Annotated in this window: 27 protein-coding genes; 5 read left to right on the top strand and 22 right to left on the bottom strand. The window is 53.4% G+C overall.

Going from position 1 to position 25,365, the window contains the following annotated elements:
* Positions 1-33 precede the first annotated feature (33 nt).
* From HY913_15290 to HY913_15245, 10 genes are all read right to left on the bottom strand, one after another.
* Entirely contained in the window at positions 34-228 is a 195-nt protein-coding gene (locus HY913_15290; protein ID MBI4964642.1) for a 50S ribosomal protein L28, read from the bottom strand.
* Between the two features lie 49 nt (positions 229-277).
* Positions 278-688 carry a DUF1844 domain-containing protein gene (locus HY913_15285; protein MBI4964641.1) on the bottom strand — a complete coding sequence of 137 codons (411 nt, stop codon included), beginning with the start codon at positions 686-688 and terminating at the stop codon, positions 278-280.
* A 19-nt stretch (positions 689-707) separates the two neighbouring features.
* A complete protein-coding gene (locus HY913_15280) occupies positions 708-1,658 on the bottom strand; it encodes a DnaJ domain-containing protein (GenBank protein ID MBI4964640.1) in 951 nt (316 codons plus the stop codon).
* 206 nt (positions 1,659-1,864) lie between these two features.
* On the bottom strand, positions 1,865-2,305 hold the full coding sequence (locus HY913_15275; protein MBI4964639.1) for an Hsp20/alpha crystallin family protein: 441 nt from the start codon (positions 2,303-2,305) through the stop codon (positions 1,865-1,867).
* 127 nt (positions 2,306-2,432) lie between these two features.
* Positions 2,433-3,431, bottom strand: coding sequence for a hypothetical protein (locus tag HY913_15270; GenBank protein ID MBI4964638.1), 999 nt, complete (start codon positions 3,429-3,431; stop codon positions 2,433-2,435).
* A gap of 163 nt (positions 3,432-3,594) precedes the next feature.
* Positions 3,595-5,349, bottom strand: coding sequence for a tetratricopeptide repeat protein (locus HY913_15265; protein MBI4964637.1), 1,755 nt, complete (start codon positions 5,347-5,349; stop codon positions 3,595-3,597).
* 195 nt (positions 5,350-5,544) lie between these two features.
* Positions 5,545-6,213, bottom strand: a complete 669-nt coding sequence (locus HY913_15260; GenBank protein ID MBI4964636.1) for a ribulose-phosphate 3-epimerase — start codon at positions 6,211-6,213, stop codon at positions 5,545-5,547.
* A 62-nt stretch (positions 6,214-6,275) separates the two neighbouring features.
* Positions 6,276-7,289 (bottom strand): AmmeMemoRadiSam system radical SAM enzyme, encoded by a 1,014-nt coding sequence (gene amrS / locus HY913_15255; protein MBI4964635.1) that lies wholly within the window; start codon positions 7,287-7,289, stop codon positions 6,276-6,278.
* Complete coding sequence (mpl, locus tag HY913_15250; GenBank protein ID MBI4964634.1) at positions 7,286-8,743, bottom strand: UDP-N-acetylmuramate:L-alanyl-gamma-D-glutamyl-meso-diaminopimelate ligase; 1,458 nt, start codon at positions 8,741-8,743, stop codon at positions 7,286-7,288. The genes amrS and mpl overlap by 4 nt, the downstream gene beginning before the upstream one ends.
* A gap of 114 nt (positions 8,744-8,857) precedes the next feature.
* A complete protein-coding gene (locus tag HY913_15245) occupies positions 8,858-9,043 on the bottom strand; it encodes a transcriptional regulator (GenBank protein MBI4964633.1) in 186 nt (61 codons plus the stop codon).
* Positions 9,044-9,322: 279 nt separating this feature from the next.
* Between HY913_15245 and HY913_15240 the strand changes: the two genes are divergently transcribed.
* From HY913_15240 to HY913_15225, 4 genes are all read left to right on the top strand, one after another.
* Positions 9,323-9,889, top strand: a complete 567-nt coding sequence (locus HY913_15240; GenBank protein ID MBI4964632.1) for a GNAT family N-acetyltransferase — start codon at positions 9,323-9,325, stop codon at positions 9,887-9,889.
* Between the two features lie 53 nt (positions 9,890-9,942).
* Positions 9,943-10,557, top strand: a complete 615-nt coding sequence (locus tag HY913_15235; GenBank protein ID MBI4964631.1) for an N-acetyltransferase — start codon at positions 9,943-9,945, stop codon at positions 10,555-10,557.
* A gap of 364 nt (positions 10,558-10,921) precedes the next feature.
* The gene (locus tag HY913_15230; protein MBI4964630.1) at positions 10,922-11,218 is read left to right on the top strand and encodes an RNA-binding protein; all 297 of its coding nucleotides are present in this window, start codon (positions 10,922-10,924) and stop codon (positions 11,216-11,218) included.
* Positions 11,219-11,525: 307 nt separating this feature from the next.
* Positions 11,526-13,004 (top strand): radical SAM protein, encoded by a 1,479-nt coding sequence (locus tag HY913_15225; GenBank protein ID MBI4964629.1) that lies wholly within the window; start codon positions 11,526-11,528, stop codon positions 13,002-13,004.
* A gap of 203 nt (positions 13,005-13,207) precedes the next feature.
* Here the strand turns inward: HY913_15225 and HY913_15220 are convergent, their stop codons facing one another.
* From HY913_15220 to trpE, 12 genes are all read right to left on the bottom strand, one after another.
* Positions 13,208-13,960 carry a sugar phosphate isomerase/epimerase gene (locus HY913_15220; protein ID MBI4964628.1) on the bottom strand — a complete coding sequence of 251 codons (753 nt, stop codon included), beginning with the start codon at positions 13,958-13,960 and terminating at the stop codon, positions 13,208-13,210.
* A 5-nt stretch (positions 13,961-13,965) separates the two neighbouring features.
* Positions 13,966-14,691, bottom strand: a complete 726-nt coding sequence (cobS, locus tag HY913_15215) for an adenosylcobinamide-GDP ribazoletransferase (protein MBI4964627.1) — start codon at positions 14,689-14,691, stop codon at positions 13,966-13,968.
* A 91-nt stretch (positions 14,692-14,782) separates the two neighbouring features.
* A complete protein-coding gene (locus HY913_15210) occupies positions 14,783-16,885 on the bottom strand; it encodes a hypothetical protein (protein MBI4964626.1) in 2,103 nt (700 codons plus the stop codon).
* A 199-nt stretch (positions 16,886-17,084) separates the two neighbouring features.
* Positions 17,085-17,867, bottom strand: coding sequence for a tryptophan synthase subunit alpha (locus HY913_15205; protein MBI4964625.1), 783 nt, complete (start codon positions 17,865-17,867; stop codon positions 17,085-17,087).
* A 1-nt stretch (position 17,868) separates the two neighbouring features.
* Complete coding sequence (gene trpB / locus HY913_15200; GenBank protein ID MBI4964624.1) at positions 17,869-19,083, bottom strand: tryptophan synthase subunit beta; 1,215 nt, start codon at positions 19,081-19,083, stop codon at positions 17,869-17,871.
* Complete coding sequence (locus HY913_15195; GenBank protein ID MBI4964623.1) at positions 19,043-19,711, bottom strand: phosphoribosylanthranilate isomerase; 669 nt, start codon at positions 19,709-19,711, stop codon at positions 19,043-19,045. The genes trpB and HY913_15195 overlap by 41 nt, the downstream gene beginning before the upstream one ends.
* Positions 19,698-20,483 (bottom strand): indole-3-glycerol phosphate synthase TrpC, encoded by a 786-nt coding sequence (gene trpC, locus HY913_15190; GenBank protein ID MBI4964622.1) that lies wholly within the window; start codon positions 20,481-20,483, stop codon positions 19,698-19,700. Before trpC ends, HY913_15195 begins: the two co-directional genes overlap by 14 nt.
* Positions 20,480-21,499, bottom strand: coding sequence for an anthranilate phosphoribosyltransferase (trpD, locus tag HY913_15185; protein ID MBI4964621.1), 1,020 nt, complete (start codon positions 21,497-21,499; stop codon positions 20,480-20,482). The genes trpC and trpD overlap by 4 nt, the downstream gene beginning before the upstream one ends.
* 225 nt (positions 21,500-21,724) lie before the next feature.
* Positions 21,725-21,898 (bottom strand): hypothetical protein, encoded by a 174-nt coding sequence (locus tag HY913_15180; GenBank protein MBI4964620.1) that lies wholly within the window; start codon positions 21,896-21,898, stop codon positions 21,725-21,727.
* On the bottom strand, positions 21,892-22,041 hold the full coding sequence (locus HY913_15175; protein ID MBI4964619.1) for a hypothetical protein: 150 nt from the start codon (positions 22,039-22,041) through the stop codon (positions 21,892-21,894). Before HY913_15175 ends, HY913_15180 begins: the two co-directional genes overlap by 7 nt.
* Before the next feature lie 22 nt (positions 22,042-22,063).
* Complete coding sequence (locus tag HY913_15170) at positions 22,064-22,765, bottom strand: aminodeoxychorismate/anthranilate synthase component II (GenBank protein MBI4964618.1); 702 nt, start codon at positions 22,763-22,765, stop codon at positions 22,064-22,066.
* Positions 22,762-24,252 (bottom strand): anthranilate synthase component I, encoded by a 1,491-nt coding sequence (gene trpE / locus HY913_15165; protein MBI4964617.1) that lies wholly within the window; start codon positions 24,250-24,252, stop codon positions 22,762-22,764. Before trpE ends, HY913_15170 begins: the two co-directional genes overlap by 4 nt.
* A gap of 718 nt (positions 24,253-24,970) precedes the next feature.
* On the opposite strand from trpE, the gene HY913_15160 reads away from it, so the two are divergent.
* Positions 24,971-25,345, top strand: a complete 375-nt coding sequence (locus tag HY913_15160) for a DUF4388 domain-containing protein (protein MBI4964616.1) — start codon at positions 24,971-24,973, stop codon at positions 25,343-25,345.
* The last annotated feature ends 20 nt before the right edge of the window (positions 25,346-25,365 follow it).

The following is a 25,365-nucleotide window of genomic DNA, read 5'->3' as shown; positions in this document are numbered from 1 at the left end:
ACCTCAATCGAATGGACGTTCACGTTAGGCCGGTCATGGCGCCTTGGAAACCTTGTTGGAGCGGATGCAGCGAGTGCAGACCTTTAGCTTTTTGACGCGACCCGAGGCCTCAACGATCCTGACCTTTTGCAGGTTGGGAAAGGAGATCTTTTTGGTTCGATTATGGGCGTGGCTGACGTTGTATCCCATCAACGGTCCTTTGCCGCAGATTTCACAGATTCGAGACATAAAACAAACTCCTTAAAGCATAAGAATGGCGGGTCAACTTACCGCGGTTCTATTTTGAGGCCTCCACAAAGACCATTCTCAATTGGAATAGAGTTTCCTTCAGAATGGCTTGTTCCTGGTCGGTAAGATTTCCGCGTGTCTTCTCCTCGAGCAACCCAAGGATGTCGATAGTCTGACGTGCCCCGTTTAAGTCTTTTTGGGGTTCTTCCGACTCCGAGGCCTTGATCAGTCCAAGCTGGAACAGGGCTGTATTAGCGAGACTCATCACCAAGGTCGAGAAGTCGATTTTTGGAGGCGGCTGCCGCTCACCGGCTTGATCTGTTTTTTGAGGCTCAGGCGGAGGCTCTTGCCGAACGGAGCTGCTTTCTTTGGCTTCCTCCCCGTGTTGGGACTCTCCCTCCGATGTGAACCTCCGTTTGTCAGTTACTTTGAATTCTTCTTTGGGTTCGGAATCGTCCATGACGATGCTCCTTCACCTTTCACCCGATTTTTTTCCAGAGACCTTCTCTAGGGTTGACGGGATTGCGTCGATCAAACTCGGCCATGAGATCACGTGATACGGAATCTATTGTCTCCGGAACATATATGTGCACGGTGACATAAAAGTCACCCGTGCCGCCCTCATCTTTGAGCGACGGAAAACCCTTTCCCTTGAAGCGAAAACTCGTCCCTGATTGGGTCCCACCAGGGATTTTCAGGGCCAATCGGCCGCCGGGACCGGGAATCTCCACCCTCGCTCCTCGTATGGCTTCCCCAATGCTGATGGGGAGGACCATGTGGACATCTTTTCCTGTCCTTCGAAACACAGGGTGCTCGACCACTGTTATGTCCAGGAACAGGTCTCCCGAGGGTCCTCCGCGCAGCCCGGGCGCTCCTTGTCCTGCGAGGCGAATTCTGGAACCTGTGTCAACCCCCGGAGGGATGTGGACATTTATCTTCCTGTGAAGGATCCTGACCACTGCCGTGACACCATGATAGGCTTGGTCAAAGTCAATGGTCAGACTGTGCTCAAGGTCACTCCCTCGCGAGGCTCGGTGCTCCCCGCTTGTCCGTCGGCCCGGCCCCTTAAAGTAATCGGACAGGATATCCTCGAATATTTTATTGCCCGAAGCGGAGGTAAAGCCTCCAAAGTTGAAACGATAACCCGATTGGCCAAAGCCCGAGTCCGTGAAGCCTTCCCAACCGGAGGATTCGCTAAAATTGGGGTTCAAGCCGTCATGGCCAAAGCGATCGTACCTATGGCGCTTCTCTTTGTCGGATAGAATATCATACGCGTCCGACACCTCTTTAAACCGGTCCTCAGCGGCCTTACTATTTGCATTCAGGTCAGGGTGGTGCTTTCTGGCCAGCCTGCGATAGGCTTTCTTGATTTCGTCGCCGGTTGCGGATCGACTGACACCGAGCACTCTATACGGATCGCGCTTTCCCATACAATCCCTGGTCTAATCGAGGGTTGGCAGACAGTGCCTATGCCCTGTCCGATGATTTATGAAAACGCCCCACCTCCCCGCATGACCGATCAAACGAAAAGCAGTCCGTGACACCATCGACAAGGCGCAAACTTTCTTCATACCATTTTAGGTCCGCTGAGAAAATAAAAAAAAGCACTTCCCGTGAAGATCGCTGATAAAGCAGGTTATCCAAGATGGACCACAGAAATGCTCCGCTCGCTCTCCTCTTCCGACTTCGGGAGTGACACCTCCAGGATACCGTCGCGGTATTTGGCCTTGGCTTTCTCCACATCCACCGGCCCCGGCAAATTGAAGCTGCGCTGAAAGACCCCATGAACTCTTTCGATGGCGTGATAGGCCGCGATCGGCGGGTCTTTTTCAGTCGGCCGTTCACCGGAAATGGTGATACGTGTACCCACAACCTCCACATTAATATTGTCTTTTCCGACACCCGGCAGTTCTGCTCGAAATATGTATGATTCAGGGGTCTCCAGGATATCGACAACAGGGCACCAGCACGCGGATCGGGCCAACTGTCTTCTTTTCGCGAAAGCATCCATGACATGGCTTACGCGTTCCTGAAAGCTTAACATGTCCCTAAAAGGGTCCCACCGATTGAGCGTCATCGTACTAACTCCAGGTTGGAAAACTACAAGACCTTACTATTATTCCTCAAAATTCCTCAGGCTGAGCTTAAGTCTTTTTGCGTCGGTAGTCAAGTTCAAACGGGGAAATACAGCCTTCGCCGGCTGATCAAGGTTTTGTCCCCGAAGCCAGGTACCCGGCTTCCTTGAGCTTATTGACCACGATCCAGCCCTTGCCTTTGGGAACTGCGATTACGTGGCTCTGATTCTTCCCCTTTTCAACAGCGGGGAATATCCCGGCGGCGGGCTTAAGTTTAGGATTTATCTCCATAATTTCGCGAGGCGACACCCCCGCGATCCGTGAGATCTCGGCAACCGAAAGGTCTTTGGCAAGAGACAATCCTGTGATCTGATCAAAGGTCAACGGAGGGGTTTTTTTGAGCTTCAACCCGAAGACCTCTCTGTGGGCGTTGATTATCCCGAGAGCAATCCACCGGACAATCAAGTCCTCCGCAGGTTCGGGGAGTGGAAGATCCCAGTAGGACCGAGTGTCCCAGCGTTGTCGAAGGTCCTGAATGGTTTTGGCAGAAGTCACGTAAGCGGCTGCGTCCATCAGCCAACTTTCGTCGCCTAAATCCTTACGAATACGCTTCAGACGCAAGGTGAAACATTTTGTGGAGAGTTCCAAATCCAATCTATCGTCATGCCAGGAGTCCTCTGACATCTCGATCCCCTCGGACGAATCGCAAGCCTTTTCCAAGGCCCAAAAGCCGCTTCCGGCAGGACGCGAGGAAGCCCTGCTCAGCCCGGCCAGAACCGGGGCGAACAGGACGAAGTCCTTGGGAATCCCTTCCTTTGAAAAGGATTCCTCAAATATCCACGCGTATCGGCTTTTCTCGGTAAGCCAGTCCATCAGGACACTTCTGGCATCTAGAAGCAGAAAGTTCAATTGCAGCGCTATGCGCGCCCGAACCTCATCTCTTTGGAGTGGAACTAGTTCACCTGCGAAGAAAAAGGGTTTCTCCAACACCGACGCGGGAATGGAATATTTTACGCAGCTGGAAGTGTTTTCCTTCCTTGGTCCGGCGGCCTCGGAATGAAGCGCACATAATCCCAGCACAAGGACCGGGAAAACGCGTGAAAATTGCTTTATCAGTGAACGACTCATAGGCTTCTACCAGACGCCTCGCCCCTGCAATAGGGTTCACGACGGCAGCGTCTCGTTAAACCGTCTCATTTCTCAAAAACCAACGCCCGTTCAAACAAAAAAATTGCGACAAAAACCTGCACTGCGCACAGGCTTTCCCCAAGACAGGAGGGGAGACAGATCCTCACTTCGGTTGTTCAGGGAGTTCTTTCTCTAATTTTTCTAGCTTTTCCTTGACCAAGACGTTGTCCGGGTTGGCCTGTAGAGATTTGCGGTATGCTTCCGCCGCATCCGACTTACGGTCCTTTGCGGCCAGAATGTCGCCAAGATGCTCCGCGATCACCGGGTCCCCCTTCACCTTTTCCGAGGCCTTTTCCACGTGTTGAAGGGCTTCGTCGAGTTGGCCTTTCTTAAAGAGAACCCACGACAAAGAATCCATGATATAGCCGTCGTCCGGTTTAAGCTCTACAGCCTTTCGGATCAGCTTTTCCGCTCTATCCATATCCTTCCCCGATGAAGCCATGGTGTAACCGATGAAGTTCATGGCGCTGGCGTCGTCAGGGTTTTCAACCAGTATTTTTTCCATTTCTTCCAGGCCGCGGCTTCGACGACCGCTCTTTTCCAGAACATTGCCCAAAGAGTAAAGTATCTTGACGTTTTTGGGATCCAACTCAAGCGCCTTTTCGTACGAGTTCAATGCCTCCTCATATCGATTAAGCTCTTCGAGGATCGAGCCCTTGATGTGCAGCAGGTCCACCTCTTTGACTTCGGGGTCAATGGCCTCTTCTATGAATCGAAGCGATTTCCCCAGTTCTTTCCCTTTAAGGAACATGAGCGACAGCATTATCCTCGAATTGAGGAAGGTCGGCTGGCCCTTCCGAATCTGAATAAGCTCTTTTTCAGCTTCCTCGATTTTACCCTGTTCCTTGAGCACCCTTCCCCGATGGAAGCGGGCCTGGTCCCATCCGGGCTTGTTTTCGATGATCTTGTCCAAGATCTCCATGGCTTTGTCGTGCTGCTTTTGCTCTTCCAGAATCAGGGCCATTTTGATCTGGATCCTCATATCAGACGGCGCCAGTTTGGAGAGTTCTTCGAATACCTGATAGGACTCATCGAACTTCTTCTGATTGGCCAAGGTTTGGGCAAGGTTGAGCCGGGCTGTGATATTGACAGGGTCCAGCTTTATCGCCTCCCTGAAGTGTTCCTCAGCCTCGGGATACTGCTTCTGGGCGAAATAGATTCCGCCCAATTCAAGATGAACCTGTGCCCCGCTGTCCGGGCGCTTTTCCAAAAGCTCTTTGAAAGTCTCTGTGGCCCTGTCGAACTGGTTTTCGTCGATGTAGACCTTCCCGAGATAGAAATAGCCCTCTCTCTCGTCGGGAAACTGCTTAATCATTTTCAGGAAGGTCTTTTCCGCGTCTTGAAGCAGCTTATGGGAAGCCTGCAAGGAACCAAGGTACACGTAAAGGTCTTTTTCCTCAGGTTTGAGTTCCAATGCCCGATTGTAAGCTTCAATGGCCCGCCATCGGTCGCCGGCGACGGTGTAGATTTTCCCTAGAAGCGTGTAAGCTTCTTCGTAGTTCGGGTCGAAGACGGTGGCATTTTGGGCCATTATGAGAGCTTCGGCCATTTTCCGGTTGTGGGCCAACATCGTAGCGACGCGAGTGTGTAAGTAGGCGGAAGTGGGATCAAGGGCTATTGCTTTTCGAAAATAGGTCAAAACCGCTTCCGTATCACCGGCGGCCTCCGCCTGCTCCGCCAGGAGGAAAAAGAACCCCGGGTCCTTTTCCAGGTCAGGAAGTTCAATTCCCTTTGGGTCGGTGTTCACATCCTTGGGCTTTGAGTCCTTGTTCTTGGCGGCTAATGAAGGGGTCGCGACCAAAAGGAGAACGGTCACAAGGAGTAACAGGATGCGAAATATTCGGTAGGTTTTTTTCATGGTCAACCTATATGATCTCTCTCTGTCAAGATACCGACGATTCGGTTGCATTGTCGGGGGTCGCCTTGCCCGGCGGCAAGCTTTTTCTGTTAGAAACGGCAAGCCGAGCTTCCTTTAGAAGGTATACGGCCGGGCTTACATTTTGGCCGCAGATTCCTGCATGGCCCAAGCTGCTCTTTATGAGACGAGTTGCCTTCAAAGAGACCCTGCATCGCGCAGCTGGCCAATGATCGCACGATAAGGAGGGTTCCCAAAAACCGCGCTGCCGGCAACGAACACATCGGCTCCGTCGCGTGCGAGGGCAGGCGCTGTTTTAGGGCTTACACCTCCATCTACTTCGAGGAGTATCTGATACCCGGAAGAATCTATCATCTCTCTGCAAGCCCTCACCTTGGGCAGCATGGTAGGGATGAAGGATTGCCCGCCGAACCCGGGATTCACCGTCATAAGCATGATTACGTCAAGTTCGGCAAGCACGTGTTTTACGGATTCCAACCCTGTGGAGGGATTCAAAGCCGCTCCCGACTTCATTCCCAGTTCTCTGATTCGTGTAAGGGTTCTGTGCAGATGATGAGTCGCCTCGGGATGGACCGTCAGGACGTCCGCGCCCGCCTCATGGAAGGCTTCGACGTAGTAGTCCGGATCGGCAATCATGAGGTGCACATCGAGAGGGACCCTGGCCACTTTCTTTGCAGCCGCGACAATCATGGGTCCTATGGTGATGTTCGGTACGAAGTGACCGTCCATAACATCTATGTGCAGCCAGTCCGCGCCCGCGTCCTGGACCGCTTGAATTTCTTCGCCCAGGCGGCTGAAATCAGCGGATAGCAAAGAAGGGGAAACCAGGATTTTTCGTGCGCTCATTCAACTCCTCGTTTCAAATCCGGAGCAAGAATATTTTGGAGGGGATTGTAACGCGAGTGCGGTTAAATCTCCACTCCGTCTATGCGAAACCCGCATTTGGGGCAGAGGCCCTCTTTGATTTCTTCCGTGGCTACTTCGTACCCGACCCGGTCTATCAAAAGGTGTTCGCAGCCGGGACAATATGTTTTTTCCCCCGGATCCATGGGAACATTGCCTGTATACACGTAGTAAAGGCCTTCCTCGATCCCCATCTGCCGCACTCTACGCAGGGCTTGAACATCCGTGGGCGGCAGATCGGTCTCCTTGTACTGCGGATAGAACCGGCTGACGTGCCACGGCGTCTCTCTGCCCAGTTCGCTCCGGATGAAACGAGCCATTTCTCGGATTTCCTGAACGTCGTCGTTCAGGGTCTGGATAAGAAGAGTAGTTACTTCCAGCCATATCCCCAACTCTTTCATGTACCGGAGCGTATCGAGCACTCCCTCACGTTTGGCCTTGCAATAGCGTGTGTAAAAGCGGTCGTTGAACGCCTTCAGGTCCACATTGGCCGCGTCTATGAGTCCCTTTGAATCATCGAGCATGTCCCGAGTCATGTATCCGTTGGTGACGAAAACGTTCAGCAGGCCTCTCTTTTTCGCGACTCTCATGGTGTCGCGGGCCAATTCATAATAGATTGTCGGTTCCGTGTACGTATACGCAATGCTTCTGCAGCCGGTCTGGATTGCCATTTCCACTATTTGCTCGGGGCTGTACCGCTCTCCGAGTATTTGGCCTCTTTCGTGCGGCATCTGGGAAATAGACCAGTTTTGACAGAAAGAGCATCGAAAATTGCATCCCACCGTCGCAATAGAGAAGGATTTGGTTCCCGGCGCGAAATGGAACAGCGGTTTTTTTTCGATCGGATCGACGTTGGTGGAGACAACTTTATCATAGACCAACGTGTACAACGTCCCGTCGGAGTTCATGCGCACGCCGCAAATGCCCTTTTTCCCGTCGTCAATTTTGCATCCGTGGCGGCACAAGCGGCATTTGACCTCGCCCGATTCCAGTTTGTCGTAGAGCGTAGCCTCTTTCATCTTACTCGCCCCTTGAGCCGGTTCAGAAGACGCACGTGGATGTTGTCAAAGCTTCCATTGGACATAATTAGCGCCACGTCTCCCGGAACTACCTGCTCCAAAAGAAAATCAATTAATTTGTCGGTATCAAGGAAGGCCCAGGCCTTCTTCCCTTCAGAACGGAGCGTTTTGGCCAGCAAATCGGAACTGAAGCGATCCCGCGGCGGAATAGCCTCCACATCGCGGGGTTCTCGGAGAACCACGATGTCCGCATCACCGAACGCTGAGGAATAAAGCTCCTGGAAAAAGGCCCTCTTACTGGTGTTGGTCCTGGGCTCGAAAACGGCCACCAGTCGGCGTTGTGGAAAATGTGACTTTATCCCTGCACAAGTTGCTTTCACCTCGGTGGGATGATGCGCGAAATCGTCTATAACCAATACTCCGGCCTGTTCACCGCGAATTTCCTGGCGCCGTTTCACCCCCTCAAAGGATTGAAGCGATTCCATAGCCTTCTGAGGAGCCACACCTAAACATGCGGTCGCGGCAATCGCTGCCAGGGCGTTTAGAACATTATGATAACCAACCACGGGCAATGTTCCGGCAGCGACCTGACGGCCCCGGTGCATTATCGTTGTCCGGAATCCGTTACTCTGATTCTCGGCACGCAGAACCTGCCATTCCGCGGCGTCGTCGGAGCCATATATATGGACGGGAGTACGAGTGTTCTCGACTATGGTGCGAACTCTGTGGTCCCCTCCGTAGGCTATCAAGCAGCCTCCACTGGGGATTAATGCCGTGAAAGCGGCGAACTGGCTTTCTATCTGTTCCAGACTGTCGTAAATGTCTCCGTGATCGAATTCACATGAGGTCATGATCCCCACATGGGGCTCGTAGTGTACAAATTTGGGGGTCTTGTCAAAATATGCGGTATCGTACTCGTCCCCTTCAATGACAAAATGCGGCCCGCTTCCCAGGCGATGGTTTTTGAGAAAATTTCCGGGTAGGCCCCCGATCATGAAGCCTGGGTCAAGCTTCTGATCGTGAAGAATCCAAGCGATCATGGAGCTGACCGTTGTCTTGCCGTGCGTGCCGGTAACCACGATTCGAGTTTTGTTTCGTGCAAAAAACCGTATGAGAGCTTCGGGCATGGAAACAAAGGGCACGCCCGAATTCTCCAACTCCACAGCTTCAGGGTTGGTGCGACGGATGACATTTCCTACGACAACAAGGTCAGGCCTTGGCTTGAGGTTGGACGCTGCGTACCCTTCCATGACCTTGATCCCCATTTGGCTCAAGAAATCGCTCATGGGAGGGTACACGCCGTTGTCAGAGCCAGTCACCGTGTAGCCATGCTCGTGGAACATGCCGGCCAGTGAGCCCATGCCTGTGCCGCAAATCCCCATCAAATGCACGTGAGCAGGTGGGCGGGGAATCGAGACATCTGCACGATCGTCTCTTATGAAGCGGTTTGTCATCACGCTGAGTTGCTATCATCCCCATTAAGCTATGTCAAGCAAGAGGCGCCGTGTAGAGCAGCGAAAAGGTAACATCGCTAAAGGGAATCGTCGCCGTTACCCCTGCGACCGTGTTCAGCTATCTGATGGGGCATAGAAGCACTTTTTGGGCGATACGACCATCCCTTTCTTCTTCAGCGAGTCAATTATCTTGGAAACTTCTTTGGAATCCATGTCCACTGATTCTGCCACGTCACGCGGCCTGACCGGTTTTCCCGCTCTTTTCATCGCATCAATGACTACCTTTTCCTTTTCCTCCATGAGAATTCGCTCCTTTTCCCCAATTGTTTAAATTCGCAGGAAACTAAGTAATGACATAAGAATCATTTTAAGGCCGGCAGTTGACAGGCGCAACTCTTAACCGCCATTCCGTAATGATTCATTGCTCCCAGGCAATCAATCTGGTACAAAATCGCCTTGTTCGAACAAAGTTGTACTGGCTCACCGGGCTTGAAGCGGTTTTGCGCCTATAGTTTGTACGAGAATTTGAGCTTGTCCCGGTGAACGGTTACGCCGAACTCCTATGAAAGGAGAAGCAGTATGCTGGAAGATTACCCCAAGGAGATCATGACCAAGGACGGGACACCCATTCTCCTCCGGCCACTAACACGTGAGGACGAGCAGCGGCTGGCGGAATTCTTTTTGAGAATTCCCGAGGATGAACGGTGGTTCCTGAGAGATGCCGTGGACGATCCCAAGATCATGCGCCAGTGGATCGAGAACCTCGACTATGATCGCATATTGCCCATGGTGGCGGTAAGACCCGACGACGGCACTATTATAGCAAATGTCAGGCTTCATCGCCGGCCCACTGAGTGCCTCCGGCACACTGCACATCTGCGCATCATGGTAGACCCGGGTTACCGTCAGCAGAGGCTCGGGACCTGGATGCTCTTAGACACGATCAAGCTGGCAATGAATATGGGAATAGAAAAACTGGTCGCGGAATTTGTCAGCGGGGTGGAAGAGGCGGCTATGAACGCGGCTCACAAGCTAGATTTCTTTGAACAGGCAGTGATCAAAGACTATGTCAGAGATCGTCGCGGAAAGTACCATGATCTGATAATCATGGTGAAAACCCTACATCGTGATTGGAGCGATTTTTGAGCCAAGAACCAACCGATCCTCCTGCTCCTTTTCGCTGTAACGCATCGGAGGTCTTGCACACATCCGAAGGCCCCATATCCATTTGCGGTCCCTGTCCTCCGGGATGCTTCAAGGACCTCAAATTGGATGCCGGTTTGGGGACCTTCGCGCATTATTCCTCCATCATACAGAAGCTGGAGGTCTTTGAAAAAGTTGCCTTATCAAAAGATGGAAGGGTGGCGCTTGCTCTGATCGAAGGGGCCACTGTGATCGGATACGTCACCTGCGCTTATCCCGGGCCGGAAGAGCGTTGGAGCAAGCTGGGAGAACTGATGTACGAACTGGCTGCAATCGAAGTCAGCCGCAACTTTCGGCACATGCAAATAGGTCAGGCCATGCTCGGAGCGCTGTTTGGCGATGCTTTCTTCGAAGACAAGATAACCTATATGAACGGGTTCTCGTGGCATTGGGACCTCGACGGAACAGGTCTGACCATGTCCCAGTACCGCCAGGTCATGATGAGGCTAGTGAAAGGATTCGGATTCCAGGAGTGCTACACGAATGAACCAAACATTGCCATGCGAGAAGAAAACCTCTTTATGGCGCGCACGGGCTCAAGAGTTTCTGAAGACGACCAGAAACGTTTCCGAAACCTCCGCTTCGGGATCGTAAACCAAGGCGGATCCTAAAATGAAAAAGATGCAGAGAGATTCCTGCCTGATGCTTGAAATCCCCATCGACATTCCCTTTGGCCCCGCTTCAATAAACCATCTCCGCGTTGGCCGGTTTGGCCTTACAATTTAATTCACTTGACAAGTCAAGATTATTGCCTTAGCCTATGTGTTGAACCTTAACTTGTGTTTCTCCAGTTGACCTCGCGTCAAGGACTACGGGCGTCATGCAAGGATTAAGATCCCAGGACATAGGCCCGTGCCGAGGACTCACGCAGTAATTTCTACCCCGTTTATCCCCGTTCACAAAGCGCCCTTGTTCGTATCCGTAAACGCACTCTCGTAAGACGCGTGGTGTGCTTTTTCTTAAGGAGTTAGAGTAATGAGTATCAAGATTTATGTAGGAAACCTGTCTTTCGATTCCACCGAAGGCGACCTCAAGGGCTTGTTTGAGACGTACGGGGCTGTTGAATCTGCCAAGATCATCGTTGACCAGTTTACGAACCGGTCTCGAGGGTTCGGATTTATCGAAATGCAAGACAGGGAAGAGGGTCTTAAGGCGATCCAGGAACTGGATTCCAAGGACCTCGGCGGCCGCAGCCTGAAGGTGAACGAGGCGCGCCCCAAGACCAATTCCGGAGACGGACGGCGAAGCGCGGGCGGATCATCCCGCTGGTAATCGGTTTGCTGTAGCCTCAATGTGAAGAACAGGCCGGAGTTTGCACATGCGAACTCCGGCCTGTTCGCTTCATGGGTCGGTCTCTACTAGGAAGAACCATCGGGCTCACCTTTCCAAGCGTGCCCTAATGTTATATCCTTATTCCCGAGACAGCCAATCCGCTCCACTGGGCCTTACGGCATTTCCTCGTTCAAGCCTGGAATATGCCTCGGCCCCTCTTGACCTCACGAAGAGCGGGTCACTCCGGTAGATCTCGGCATTCCGGGGGGCATTAGTTCCATTCCCGGCGTAGAGGGTTCGAGACAGGATGAAACTGGCCTTAATTATTCCCATGAATAGCTCCGACAACGGAAAGAGCTTCTACGACTATGATTTCTTCTCGACATTTTTGCTCACCAGGAGATATCTTTCATACCTTCTGGCTATTCCTACCCTGGCATCTCTGACCCCCCCACGACATGAGATCAGAATATTCGACGAAAACATAGAAGATATTGATTATAACTGGAAGGCAGACCTGGTGGGCATCAGTGTCAGGACGATGTTTGCCGAAAGAGCTTATGCGATATCTGAAACGTACCGCCAAAGAGGGGTTAAGACTGTCTTAGGAGGCATACATCCGTCCATGTGCCCGGAAGAGGCCCTCGAACATTGTGACAGCGTGGTGATTGGTGAGGCTGAGCGCGTTTGGCACACGCTCCTGGAGGATGCTGAGGATGGCCGCTTAAAAAGACTCTATAAGGCCGACGGGTTCGCGGACTTGACCGCCGCCCCTGTTCCCAACAGGGCGTCCCTTTCCAGAAACAGATACCTTCTGGATATTGTTCAGACTACAAAAGGTTGCCCGTTTCAATGTGAATTCTGCTCCGTCCACGCTTTTGATGGGCAGAAGATTAGGAATCGAACCATCGAGCAGATCGTCAGTGAGGTTCAGAGCATTAGTGGCTCCCGTGCCAAGTATAAGGAAAAGAAGGTCATATTTTTCGTCGACGACAACATTATTGCAAACAAGCAATTCGCTCGCGAGCTATTCTTGGCACTCGCACCTTACAACATTAACTGGATGTGCCAGGCGTCAATCAATATTTCACAGGAGGATGAACTCCTGGATCTAATGAGGAAGAGTGGGTGCGGAGCTATCTTTATTGGCTTTGAATCTATATCGAAGCAGAACCTGGCCATGATGCATAAGGGAATTAATCTTCGATATGATTATCTTCCCGCAATCAAAAGGATACAGTCATACGGGATATTAGTTCACGCCTCATTCATAGTGGGCTACGATTTCGATTCTAAAGCGGCATTTGAGGAATTAATAGATTTTATTCAAGAATCCAATCTATTAATGCCGTTAATTAATATTCTCACCCCGTTCCCGGGGACCAAGCTATTCAAACGCTTTGAGGAAGAGGGACGGATCATCCATAAGGATTGGAGTAAATATGATGCGAAGCATGTGGTGTTTCGCCCTTCCAATATGTCTCCTGAGGACTTATTAGACGGATACAGAAGGGTCGTCACAGCAGTTTATTCCTTTGATGCTATATTGAAGAGGCTTCAATATTATTGGGATATCGACTTCTGGCAACGCTCCAACGAGATTGACCCAGTTAAGCTTGAGTACCGGCTTCTCTTTGCCTTTCGGCTTTGTACACTGCTCTTTTCCCGCAATATGGACCGTTCAAGGTTTATCTTAAAGATACTGCCAAAAGTACTAAACAAACGTGTCAGAGTATCGACCATTCTCACCTCCATGGCTTACAACGATTTTGCCAGCGCGTTATAGAGAGCATTGCGGTTCGTAGGAGGGCGTCACTTAAAGTACGTGCATACCGAGGCAGACACAGGCCGCGGCGCGCTGTCCTTGCGACTTGGCGCACTGCGAAACCCTTGGGCTCATTCTGTATCCCCCCGATAAGCTCAATATCCAGCCTGCCGGGCAACTTCCCCTATCGGCGGAAGCTCCGCAGCGGCTTCGTCGCGAGCCCCCTACCGGTGGCTCAGTCTTGCGATGGATGCCCGAAACGCGGCCAGTGAGTCTTCGAAGTCTTTCTCGCCGAAAACCTCAAGGGTGAGCACGCCGCTGAAGCGATCGTTCAATAACTTGATTACGGGGTCGAGCACGGGTTCCGGCATGAGTGAAAGCGCCTTGTGATCGCTCCGGCCCACACCATGAATGTGAACCACACGACACCTCGGAAGCCACATTTCCAGGCAAGGAAGAGCATCCAGTCCCTGCTTCCACAGGTGGCCCACATCCACGCAGCAGGACACGGGGAGCCTGTCCAGGACGGCACTGACCATCGCGGGGGGCTGTAGATCCAGGTTCTCGACACAAAGAAGGTCCAAGGCGCCGAGTTCCTCACCAATGGCCCTCAGCACACCACAGGAATCCTCGACCCAGCGGTCCAGCTCTTTCGAGCCTGATTTGAAGCTGCCGTCAAGATGTATTATGAACGCGTGCGGAGACAACACCTTGGTCACTCGGACAACTTTCAAAGCCGTTTCCAGCGACTCAGGATTGGCAGGGAGCCCCAGGTACAGCGGGAGATGCACAGTGTACGTCATGTCGTGTCCAGAGGCCAGGCGGAGCAATTGGGCTACGGCCTCTTCATCGGGAAGGTCTGAATCGCTATTGGCTTCAAAAATTACAAGTTCCACGTCACGGACCTTGCCGGAAAGCCTCGTGACGTTGGTAATTATGTCGGCAGGATAAATATAAGAAGTGGTTCCCACCCTCATTGCAGTCACCACCTCAGGCAGGCTACCAATAGCACGACCACCTCTGAGAGTTCGCAGATTGCCCCTAAAACGTCTCCATTTACCGAACCGAGTCTTTTTTCAGCGAACCCCCGGAACCATAACGCAGCAAAATAGGCTGCGGCTACCGCAATGATTCCTTTCCAGCCGGCCAGCAGAGCGGGCGCAAATCCTATGACGCAGGTCCAGCGCACAGATCGGATGTCAAGGCCCGAAAGAAACAAAGCGGCCATGCCCTGGCCTCGATGCCGTGATCCGTATCCGACCGCTACCATCATGCTGCGGCTAATTACGGGAGACAGAAAGAGCATCAACAAAGGCAGATCCGATTGAGCCAAGGCTGCTGCCTTCAAAGCAAGTAACAACACAAGCGCCAAGGCACTGAACGCTCCCAGCCGCGAGTCTTTCAGAATTTCGAATCGCCGCTCAGGGGAGACCGACGCGGCCAGAGCGTCCCAGCAATCTGTCCATCCGTCGAGGTGCAGGCCGCCGGTCAATACGACCCACAGGGCGACAATCAGGATCGCTGCAATCACAGAGGGAAGGTGCCCCGCCGCGATGACGTGGGCCGCCACCAGCAAAATGCCGATAACTGCTCCTGCCAGTGGAAAGGCCCAGGCGGATTTTCCCACCTCGGCCATGTCGGGAACGGGCGCCGTGCGGGTCTTGAAAATTGTAAGGAATGCGAGTGCGATCTCAAATGCTCTTAACATGGGCTACAAACCGGCGTGTAAGCATGAGTTTATTGCATATGAAATTGGTCCTGAGCTGCAAAGAGCAGCGGTTCCTTGTGCCATCTGCGCGCTATTGACCATGGTGTTCCTTCTGTAATTTGGCAAATGTGCTTTGAGTTGCCTTCTTACGGCGGTTAAATTCCCCGGCTTCCTTTGGGGATGTGCACTGTGCCAGGGTGGAAAGTATCATCATATGGCCCTTCAAAATACTCACTGCGCCACCCGAAACCATGTAGTTGAGGCCGGAGAGCCGTAGATCTTCCGCCTCGAAGAAAGATCGCGCTTGGGGACTCAAGCACTTGTCCCGGCCGCTGAGTCCATCCTTTATCAGCGCGTAGACGAAGATGTTCGGGACACGCTGAACAATGGCCTTGAGATGAGGGAGCAATTCAGAGGGAACATCGCCATTCAGAAAAAGTGAGGAAAAAGCGTGAGTCACTACCCGGGTATCTTGCGACCCGTACCACAAACGATCGAACTTACCCGATTTCACAATTGGCCCAAATTTCTCCGAATCAGTCCTGGTCAAAAGTAAGGCCTCATCATCTCTGTATATGCACGCCCATTTCCCGGTGGACATCAGTCGTATGCCCAAGGAGTGTGTCGAGCGAATGCACACAAACTCAACTCGCGAAGTATCCAAAATAGCCATTGCTTGGTCCAGGTCCGAAGGAGTCGCCGCGTTAAGAATCAGGAAGTAAGCCCGCATAATCTCATCTGTGTACGCGGATTGATCTCGGCAGTCCATGAACACCTTTATTCGTGGAGTCTTGAACAGTAAGAGGTCTGAAAAGGTCCAATCCGCAAAAATCCTCCCTGAAATCCCATTTTTCCTCATAAAATCCGCGACATTCATCTCCATGTACGAGGAACTCATCAACCGATGAGACAATGGTTTGTCAAAATGCATGGGGTTTCCAGGAAGATAAAACAGGAAGATGTAGGAGTAGAACTTAAAACTCAATAGGCAAACCCACAGGACCAGAAATACCGTGGCGATCGTGGAGGCCCTTATTTCCGCCAGGCCCTTGGGCGCCTTCCACTTTTTTATCAATTCCCAACTGACGTTGATCAACAATGCTGCAATCGGCACTAGAGCAAGCGACGCGAACAGAATTAGTCGTCGAAAAGTGAAAGCCGCGGGAATCAACATGACCGGTATTAGGTATTCCATCATCACATCCGCGGATGATCCGCTTCCGGAAAACCTCTCCTGAGCCCCCGCGGTCCCCAATCTCCAGATTACGAAACAAAAAAGACCGATCGTGACAGCGACAAAGCCGACAAATGGCCTGACATCCGTCAACGCCAGTATCCCCCCTTGAGATACTGATTGGGAAAGGCTGGTCCAGTCCCCCGAAACAGAGGTCACCGGATTCACGGACAATTGCCGGAATGGCATCACAACATTGCTCAGGCCGTAAGGATTTGCCAAAACCATGATGAGAGCCGCAGCTACCAGAGTGAAGAGCCACCCGGCCACCTGGTATTGGTCTTCTGTTCGAGTGCCTGCGGACGGCGCAGATTCCTGTAGCGGAGCCCCTTCCGGACTTCCGATGGGCCCTGCCTTTTTGTCAGGCATTTGCAGGATGTTGAGCTTCGCCGCCAACTCGGCGGCAAATTTGAGGCCCAGTAGCACAAAACCGAGCATAAACGAACCGTGAGAATTGGACCAGACCGCAAATACTGCAATGGACCCGATCCATCTCCACTTGCCCCAACTGCGTGGGGCAGTCAAAAAGGTTGTCATGAGAACGAAGTAGAAAAGCGCGAAATTTTCCGCGCGAATACCGAGGAAGGGAGCGAGACTTAGCGTACCCAAGCTGAGGGCGAAACAGGAGATCTCAGGCGAAACGCCCAGAGCGCGGCACCTGAAATACAGAACCGTCAGGCAGCCCACCAGGAGCCCGACCTTGATCAATACGGGACCCCATTCCGCGAGGGCCAAATAAGACAGGTAGTAGACGGCATGAGAGAGCCACGACTGATCCACCCATATGGTGCCGCCGGTGGTGAAGGACCACTGATCCGGCCTGCCGAGGAGTCCTTTGAAGGTGTCCCGCCCCGAACAGAAGGCCAGAAACAAATCTTCATTGAATACACGCATTCCCCAGGCAATTAGAACAGATACTACGAGCGAGAGGAAAATCAGGAGGCGTGCAAAGCTCTTCAATTAACGGCGCCCTTTCCTTGTAGTGACAGCGCAGTTGGATAAGTCCGGCCGGACGAGAATTTATCCTTGGTACACCTACCATAATACGGCCGGCCCGTCATTTGTCAAATAAGAGTTCGGTAAATGGAAGTCTTTTCGGAGGGATGGACTGCCACAAAGGCTGCGCCGCGCTCTCGCACATGAGAAGCGCGGCAAGAATTCATGCCAACTCTGCCTTCATTTCCCTGAGCCACCTATCGAGGTCGGTTATCGAGGCCCCATCTGAGATTCGCGAGATTATCGCGCTGCCTACCACAACGCCATCCACGTGGGGTCTCAACCAGGAGGCTTGCCGGGGATTGGACACCCCGAATCCAACTGCCAAGGGTAGCCTACATGACCTCCTGATGTCGGCGCAAGTTGCCGCAAGATCTTCAGGAAGGGCATTCCTGGCTCCCGTGACCCCGGTGACGGAAACGTAGTACAGGAACCCCGAGCCGTCTTCGTCCATGGCTTCGACGCGCTCCACGGGGCTGGTAGGCGTAGCTAGATAAATCCAGGCTAACTTTGCCTTATCTGTCAGGGGCTTGAGCCAACCGGCTTCTTCCATGGGCAGATCCACAACCAACACGCCGTCCAGGCCGCATTCTTTTGCTCTGGCCACAAACCTTTCGGTGCCGTAATTGTGGATGGGATTGAAATAGCTGAAGAAAACTATCGGGACATCTGTTGAGCTGCGAATCTCGGCAATCATGTTTAAGGCTCTATCCATGTTCATGCCGTTTCGGATCGCTTCGGTCGAGGCTTTCTGAATCACGGGGCCATCGGCAATAGGATCCGAAAAGGGGAATCCGAATTCGATAACGTCAGCGCCCGAGCGGGCGAGTTGTAGGAAGATTTCTAAAGATCTTTCCGCGTCCGGATATCCGGCTATGGAGAAAGGAATAAACCCTGTTTCGTTTTTGGTTCGTAACTGTTTGAATGTCCTTTCAATACGCTCCATGTCACTCCTCGCTCATTACCTTTTCAATTATGGGCATGTCTTTGTCGCCCCTGCCCGAGAGGTTGACGAGGCAAACCTCGTCCTTGGCCAATTTCGGCAACTCCTTCATCGCAAAGGCCAGTGCGTGAGAAGACTCCAACGCCGGAATTATCCCTTCCGCGCGGCAGAGCGCGGAAAAAGCCTGCAGGGCCTCGGCATCGGTTATAGGGACATACCGAACTCGTCCCGAGGTAAGAAACAAAGAATGTTCCGGGCCGACTCCGGGGTAATCAAGGCCCGCGGAAATCGAGTGGGCCTCGCTTATCTGCCCCCCGTCGTCTTGGAGCACGAAGGAGCGAGAACCGTGGAACACACCAACCTGGCCGGAACAAAGCGTCGCGCCGTGCTTGCCGGATTCGATTCCCAGCCCCCCTGCCTCCACACCTATTAGCTCGACCCCTTCATCTTCGAGGAATCCCTGGAAAATACCGGCTGCGTTGCTTCCTCCTCCTACGCACGCGATTACCTTTTTAGGAAGCTTCCCTTCCATTTGGAGGATTTGGCGTCGCGCCTCAAGACCGATGACCGATTGGAACTGCCTCACCATCAATGGGTATGGATGAGGTCCGGCAACAGAGCCAATCACGTAAAAAGTGTCCCTGATGTTGGTTGCCCAGTGCCTGAGGGCTTCGTTCATCGCGTCTTTGAGGGTGGCCGTACCGGCGGTCACGGGGACAACTTCCGCGCCCATCAAACGCATACGGAATACATTGGGAGCCTGGCGCCGCATGTCCTCTTCACCCATGAAGACCTTGCATTCCAGTCCCAGCAGCGCGGCGGCCGCGGCTGTGGCAACTCCGTGCTGACCTGCTCCGGTTTCGGCAATCACTTTGGGCTTATTCATGTGCTTTGCCAGAAGGCCCTGACCCAGGGTGTTGTTTATCTTATGCGCGCCTGTGTGGAGCAGGTCTTCTCTTTTGAGGTAGAGTTTCGCACCTCCCAATTCATCTGCAAACCTCCGGCAGCGAAAAAGAGGTGTCTCCCTGCCTGCGTAGGTTTGCAGAAGCTCTTCCAATTCAGCCATGAATTCGGCTGATGCCGCGATGCCGAAGAAAGCCTCTTCCAATTCCTTAAGAGGGGTGATTAGGGTCTCGGGAACAAACCGACCCCCAAAATCTCCGAAATAACCTTTTGAATCAGGCCACGTCTTGGGTGAAGCCTGCTTTGCGGACCGCATGTATAAACTCCTTGATCATTTCTTCGTTTTTTATGCCCGGCTCTGATTCCACGCCACTGGAAACGTCTACTGCGTGGGGCTTCAGAAGCTCGATCGCTCGTCCCACGTTATCAGGGCTCAGACCCCCTGCGATCACCAATCGGCGCCGGACACCCTGAGGAGCGCCTTTGAGATATTCGTCCAGACGCTTCCAGTCCATCGGGATGCCGGTGCCTCCCCATATGCCGTCTGAACCTGAATCCATCAGCAATCCGGATACCTGATACCGCGCGATATCCGGAAAAGGTCCTGCACACGAGAACCGGAATGCCTTGATTACCGGTCGGCCGGCACCGACGCAGTCTTCCGGAGGCTCGTTGCCGTGGAGCTGAATTACGTGAATGCCGGATTTCGCGGCTATTTCCTCCACGTCCTCCTTGTCGAGGTTTACGAAAACCCCCACAGTGACTATGAACGGAGGGAGTGTTTTAATTATGGCCGCAGCCTGTTCCGGGGTCACGTATCGAGGGCTGGGGCGATGGAAGACGAAGCCCAGAGCATCAACCTCTGCGCGAACGGCCGCGTGAGCGTCCCTTACACTGGTTATGCCACATATTTTGACCCGAACGGTCCTGCTACGAGCGGCCATGAACCAGCTCCCGGATTTTGGCCGCGGGGTCCGATGAGGTCACGATGCTTTCCCCGATAAGAAAACCTGCCACCCCCGCTTCCTTTAGGCTCAAAATCTCCTCGCGCGTCCGTATTCCGCTCTCTGAGACCACTATCCTGTTCGAAGGGATATGTTTCATGAGTTGCAGGGTCACATCTATGTCTACGTTGAAAGTTGCAAGATCTCGGTTGTTGATGCCTATAATCCTTGCCCCTGATTCGAGAGCGATACTCAGTTCCGACAAGTTGTGGACCTCGACCAGCGGCTCCATTTGCCACTCGCGGCCCCGCTCTATCAAGTACCTCAGGCGCGGCGCGTCCAATAAGCCGGCGATAAGAAGAAATGAATCCGCGCCCGCGGCTCGCGTTTCCACCACCTGATATTCATCGACTATAAAGTCCTTGCGCAGGATCGGCACGGAGACCGCGTCTCGAACCTTTGTAAGTGCGGATAGGCTCCCCATAAAATGGTCTTGCTCTGTAAGCACGGATACGGCGACTGCTCCACCGTCTTCATAAGCCAGTCCCAGTGCCTTGGGATCAAAATTGGATTTAAGGAGCCCCTTGGAAGGAGAGGCTTTCTTGATTTCAGCTATGACATGTATTCCGGGACCCTTGAAAGCTGAGGCGAAATCCAGTGGCGGCGCTGTTTCGGTTGCTCTGCTTGCGAGTACGTCTACGCTTGTTACGAACTGCTCTTCAGCAAGTCTTGCCAGTCGCGCCTGAACGATTTTGTATAGAATAGTTGTCATTGCTGCTTGGTGAACTCCACGAAATCGTTGAATTTCTTGTTTGCCTTGCCGGAATCCACCGACTCGGCTGCGATTCTAAGGCCTTCAGTAAAATCCTCCGCACTGCCCGCAACAACAAGAGCTGCTGATGCGTTGATTAACGCCACATCTCGCCGCGGCCCAGGTTTGCCTTGCAACACATTGACGAGGTGTCGGGCGTTTTCGGACGCGCTCCCCCCTTTGATCTGGCCCAAACTGCACGCGTTCACCCCCAATTGGATTGGCTCGAACAAGCTGGTGCTAACCTGTCCGTCCTTGAGCCGCGAGATTTTCGTAGGACCGGCCGGCGATATCTCGTCTAGGCCGTCCATCCCATGGACCACCATGGCTGAACGAATCCCAAGACCCTCAAGGGCCCATGCCATAGGTTCGGTCAAATCGGCGTCGTAAACTCCCAGCAGTTGGCACGATGCTCCGGCAGGGTTTGTCAGTGGACCCAGGACATTGAATAACGTACGGATGCCCATCTCTTGCCTGGGGCCGGCAGCATGTTTCATGGCAAGATGAAACAAGGGAGCGAAGAGGAAACCAAACCCCGTCTCCTTGATGCAGCGGCCTACTGATGCCGGCGGTAGTTCCAACTCCGCTCCCAGCTCTTTCAGCACATCAGCGCTCCCGCAGGAACTCGACACCGACCGGTTGCCGTGCTTGGCCACCCGCACCCCTGCGCCTGCCAGGATAAACGCAACCGTGGTCGATATGTTAAAAGTCCCTGCACCGTCTCCTCCGGTCCCGCAAGTATCCAGCAACGGGGTCCCGTCGTCCTCCACCAGGACCGGCACTGCATTGCGCCTCATTACGGTGGCGGCGCCTGTGATTTCCGCAACGGTTTCACCTTTCATCTTTAGCGCTGTGAGCAGGGCGCCGATTTGAGCCGACGTGGCTTGCCCGGCCATGATTTCTTCCATGGCGGCTTCCATTTCTTGCTTAGTCAGGTCCTCTCTGTTGGTTGCTTTTCTTATTGCTTGTTTGACCATGGTCTTTCTCCAGTCGGGAACTAGTTCTTGCCAAGAGGCCTGACCGAATAGGGCCTCGCTTGCGGTCGTAGCGCTTCGTCACATGGGAAGACGCGCTCGACAAAGGAACGAATGAGGCGGCCAAAGGCTGTCCTAGGATCGAGCGCCATCCCTATTGCAGGGCGGGACTGGCGTCCCGAACATTGCGCGTGCCACGCGACCGCCTTCCGGACCTCACGAATCTCGTCAAACCTCTCCGTCGGTGTCCATCAGAGCCAGTGTGAATGCCACCGGGGTCCATCGGCTCCCTAAATCCAATTCGTCACCGGTCTCTCTTTCAACTGAGGTCCGTCGATCAGCGTCGATTTCTTCCGGATCGGCTTTGATGCTGTCTGCGATTGTAGCGGCTTGTTTCAGCATGATCCTGTCTCCCTCTGTGATTTCGACAATGCTATTGCGAGAGCCACGGGGACCCAGCGGCCCGCGGGCCGGAGGTCCTCACCGATGTCCTCATCCGCGAAGCCGAAACTTCCGGATATTGGGCTTTCTTTTTTGTCCGGCATGCGGAGTTCCTCCATCATGTCCTCAGTTGGGCGTAATGACCTCGCCCGGAGAAGATCCGGTTGGATCGAAAGTCTCAGCCGGTCTCGTCATTTCAGCGGGAGAATTCCAGTCATTGCGGGTAACACCAGGGGACCACTTGCCCGTACGGTGGAACTCTTCCGCCATGGTCAGAAAGTTCCTCAGAATCTGCTTTCCGCCTGGCGTCAGGATGGATTCCGGGTGGAACTGGACCCCCTCGATAGGACGGTCCTTATGGCGAATACCCATTATTTCTTGTTGGTCCGTTAAGGCCGTTATTTCGAGGCAGTCGGGCAGCGATTCCAGTTCCACGATCAGGCTGTGATACCGGCATGCCTGGAAGGGGACATCCATGCCCGAGAACAAACCCTGGCCGTTTGAGAAGATCGGCGAGGTCTTTCCGTGCATGAGCCTGCCCGCGGACACCACTCGACCACCGAATGCAGCGCCGATCGCCTGATGGCCGAGGCAAACCCCAAGAATGGGGATGCGGCTGCCCAGATTTGTTATCGTGAGCATGGACACACCCGCGTCCTGAGGCCCGCCGGGACCTGGAGAAATGACCACCGCCTCGGGTTTTAGCCCGTCGATTGCCTGAATGGTGATTTCGTCGTTGCGGTGAACCGCGACGTCTTCTCCAAGTTCTTGAAAATACTGAACCAGATTGAACGTGAACGAATCATAGTTGTCGATTACGAGTATCATTTAACTCTCCCCTCAAATTCATGGGCCGCGTTCAGGGCCTTGCGCATTGCCTCGGCCTTTCGCATGGTCTCCTGGTATTCCATCGCGGGTACGGAATCGGCCACGATACCTGCGCCGGCCTGAACGTACGCCTGAGACCCTTTCATCATCACGGTCCGTATCGTTATCCCCATATCCATGGCCCCGGTGAACGAGAAGTATCCGACGCACCCTCCGTATGGGCCGCGACGATCCGGTTCCAATTCTTCGATGATCTCCATGGCCCTGATTTTCGGCGCGCCGCTCAGCGTTCCCGCAGGGAAACAGGCCCTCAGGACGTCAAAAGCGTCGTAACCGTTCGCAGGTCTGGCACGCACATTGCTAACCATGTGCATCACGTGGGAATATCGCTCGACGGTCTTGAAGGCATCCACCGTTACGGTACCCGGCGCGGCTATCCTGCCGAGGTCATTACGGGCCAAGTCCACGAGCATGACATGCTCGGCCAATTCCTTGGCATCTCCCACCAGTTCTCTTTCCAACCTTTCGTCTTCAAACCGGTCGGCCCCCCTTGGGCGCGTTCCTGCAATGGGACGGACAACCGCCTCGCCGTTCCTCAACCGCACCATTACCTCCGGCGAGGAACCGGCAAGCACCTCATCGCCCATGCGCAGGAAGAACATGTAAGGGGACGGATTGATCATCCTCAGGCCCCTGTAGACATTGAGAGGCCTGGTTGAGACGGTTCCCTGAAATCTCTGGGAGAGGACCACCTGAATAATGTCTCCCGCGCGGATGTGCTCCTTCGCCCTCAACACCATGTCCTCAAACCGAGCCGGCTCGATGTTGGAGGAAAGGCGGATTTCTTGGTCATCTGTCGCTTCGGGAGCCACACTCGGTGCCGGGCGAGCCATCTTCTCTTTTAAAGACTCCAGCCTCAAACAGCCCTCTGTGTAGCCGTCTTTCAGGCTGGAGACCTCGGAAGGAGCCACCGTGGTTATGAGAAGGATTTTGTGAGCGAAATTGTCGAATATAACCATGTCGCGGGTGATCATGAACCAGGTGTCGTAAAACCCGGGGTCCGCCTTGTCGAGGTTCGGGAGCCGCTCAAAGCCCCTTACCACATCGTACGAAAGAAACCCCACAGCGCCGCCGTAGAACTCGGGAAGGCCCGGGACAGCCACCCCGCGATACTTCGCCATGATGTCTCTGATCAACAGAGTCGGATCGTCAATTCCGGATATATCTTCCTGCCGGCCGTTTTGAATGATTTCGGCGCGACTGCCTTTGGATCGAACAATTAGCCTTGGGTCCGCGCCCAAGAATGAATATCTCGCCCACCGCTCGCCACCTTCCACGCTTTCCAGAAGGAACGAAGCCGCCGGATCGTCAATCTTCAGAAAGGCGGATAGCGGGGTATCCAGGTCCCCTTGCATCTCCATGAAGAGCGGCACGAGGCCGCCTTGCTTGCTGAGTTCGTCAAACTGCTTGAAATCGGGCTTTATCATGTCGTGAAATCCTCGGTTGCTCCGCCGGGAGATTCATCGAGTTGTGAGGGCTTACAGTGGCCTCCCGCGATATCCGTGCTGTACATGCAAAAAGGCCATGAGCTGTCTGCTCATGGCCTTTGCTTCGTTTCCGTATTAGGTTAGTTTTTTACGCTTCGTGCTTTAGGCGCAGGCAGACCTCCCGTGTTCGATTATCCAACGCCACCACCAGTTTCTGTTGCTGACAGATATCATAGGGTTTCCGCCTGTGACCAGTAAGGGTATCGCAGGTCGGGACCCTTGTCAAGAACTAATTGGATGAACGGATTTCGCCTTGATTGTTGCCCGCTTCCATCCGTGGTTTTTAGTAGCCCGGTGATTACGACTCGTTTGCTCCCGGAACTACAAATCAAACGCTCGTATCCATTTAATTGTTCTTGATTCCGGTTGTTTGCGTATGATATAGTCAACACAGCGATACTTTAAGTTCTGAGGGGCCGAAACAGACAGACTGAAGTCCTTGTCGCTAGCCGGTGTGTGCGCGGGGTTGCAGCCGTGGACGTACCCATTAGACCATCGTACTGCCAATTGACCTTCGTTGCTCCAAGTGTTTTCAGGCAAGTTCCTGTGTGAGCTGTCCTCCGGAAAGACTAGGGAACCGCTTTTCGCGTTCCTGTCGCAGGCGGAGCGACAGCCTGAAAGTACGGGCCAACAAGGGGGCCAAGCAAGAACTGAGGAAATGAGTATTCACCAGCGGGTCACAGGAGAAAATGAATCCGAACTTGGCAGACAGCCTGAAGATCTGTCGGAGGTCATGGACTTCTCGAGTTACGACCTCCGCACCACGATCCGTTTGATCGTTTTGAGCGGCGAATCCAGGAGGGTGGATGTCAAGAGAGGGAGCCTGATCGGGTCCATTTTCGTCAAGGAGGGAGATATCTACCGAGCGGTGACGGAAGAACGGGAGGGTGACGAGGCCTTCTTCGAGATCTTGTCGTGGAGCAAAGCCGTGCACGCGGACGCCCAGGAATCCGCCCCTGTCGAAAGGAATATCCGGATTGCCACGCAAGTGCTCCTTGACCTTATGGATGCCAGGACTTCGAGCACGGAATAATCCAAGACGCCTTTGGGGAC

The organism is Desulfomonile tiedjei, from assembly GCA_016212925.1.
GTDB lineage: Bacteria > Desulfobacterota > Desulfomonilia > Desulfomonilales > Desulfomonilaceae > JACRDF01.
The sequence above is the reverse complement of the archived record's forward strand: the minus strand, read 5'-3'. Positions and strand labels throughout refer to the sequence as shown.

Bases quoted from the DNA above. Each gene is read 5' to 3' on its own strand.
- HY913_15290 (MBI4964642.1), bottom strand. From the start codon at position 228: ATGTCTCGAATCTGTGAAATCTGCGGCAAAGGACCGTTGATGGGATAC.
- HY913_15285 (MBI4964641.1), bottom strand. From the start codon at position 688: ATGGACGATTCCGAACCCAAAGAAGAATTCAAAGTAACTGACAAACGG.
- HY913_15280 (MBI4964640.1), bottom strand. From the start codon at position 1,658: ATGGGAAAGCGCGATCCGTATAGAGTGCTCGGTGTCAGTCGATCCGCA.
- HY913_15275 (MBI4964639.1), bottom strand. From the start codon at position 2,305: ATGACGCTCAATCGGTGGGACCCTTTTAGGGACATGTTAAGCTTTCAG.
- HY913_15270 (MBI4964638.1), bottom strand. From the start codon at position 3,431: ATGAGTCGTTCACTGATAAAGCAATTTTCACGCGTTTTCCCGGTCCTT.
- HY913_15265 (MBI4964637.1), bottom strand. From the start codon at position 5,349: ATGAAAAAAACCTACCGAATATTTCGCATCCTGTTACTCCTTGTGACC.
- HY913_15260 (MBI4964636.1), bottom strand. From the start codon at position 6,213: ATGAGCGCACGAAAAATCCTGGTTTCCCCTTCTTTGCTATCCGCTGAT.
- amrS (MBI4964635.1), bottom strand. From the start codon at position 7,289: ATGAAAGAGGCTACGCTCTACGACAAACTGGAATCGGGCGAGGTCAAA.
- mpl (MBI4964634.1), bottom strand. From the start codon at position 8,743: ATGACAAACCGCTTCATAAGAGACGATCGTGCAGATGTCTCGATTCCC.
- HY913_15245 (MBI4964633.1), bottom strand. From the start codon at position 9,043: ATGGAGGAAAAGGAAAAGGTAGTCATTGATGCGATGAAAAGAGCGGGA.
- HY913_15240 (MBI4964632.1), top strand. From the start codon at position 9,323: ATGCTGGAAGATTACCCCAAGGAGATCATGACCAAGGACGGGACACCC.
- HY913_15230 (MBI4964630.1), top strand. From the start codon at position 10,922: ATGAGTATCAAGATTTATGTAGGAAACCTGTCTTTCGATTCCACCGAA.
- HY913_15225 (MBI4964629.1), top strand. From the start codon at position 11,526: ATGAAACTGGCCTTAATTATTCCCATGAATAGCTCCGACAACGGAAAG.
- HY913_15220 (MBI4964628.1), bottom strand. From the start codon at position 13,960: ATGAGGGTGGGAACCACTTCTTATATTTATCCTGCCGACATAATTACC.
- cobS (MBI4964627.1), bottom strand. From the start codon at position 14,691: ATGTTAAGAGCATTTGAGATCGCACTCGCATTCCTTACAATTTTCAAG.
- HY913_15205 (MBI4964625.1), bottom strand. From the start codon at position 17,867: ATGGAGCGTATTGAAAGGACATTCAAACAGTTACGAACCAAAAACGAA.
- trpB (MBI4964624.1), bottom strand. From the start codon at position 19,083: ATGCGGTCCGCAAAGCAGGCTTCACCCAAGACGTGGCCTGATTCAAAA.
- HY913_15195 (MBI4964623.1), bottom strand. From the start codon at position 19,711: ATGGCCGCTCGTAGCAGGACCGTTCGGGTCAAAATATGTGGCATAACC.
- trpC (MBI4964622.1), bottom strand. From the start codon at position 20,483: ATGACAACTATTCTATACAAAATCGTTCAGGCGCGACTGGCAAGACTT.
- trpD (MBI4964621.1), bottom strand. From the start codon at position 21,499: ATGGTCAAACAAGCAATAAGAAAAGCAACCAACAGAGAGGACCTGACT.
- HY913_15180 (MBI4964620.1), bottom strand. From the start codon at position 21,898: ATGCTGAAACAAGCCGCTACAATCGCAGACAGCATCAAAGCCGATCCG.
- HY913_15175 (MBI4964619.1), bottom strand. From the start codon at position 22,041: ATGCCGGACAAAAAAGAAAGCCCAATATCCGGAAGTTTCGGCTTCGCG.
- HY913_15170 (MBI4964618.1), bottom strand. From the start codon at position 22,765: ATGATACTCGTAATCGACAACTATGATTCGTTCACGTTCAATCTGGTT.
- trpE (MBI4964617.1), bottom strand. From the start codon at position 24,252: ATGATAAAGCCCGATTTCAAGCAGTTTGACGAACTCAGCAAGCAAGGC.
- HY913_15160 (MBI4964616.1), top strand. From the start codon at position 24,971: ATGAGTATTCACCAGCGGGTCACAGGAGAAAATGAATCCGAACTTGGC.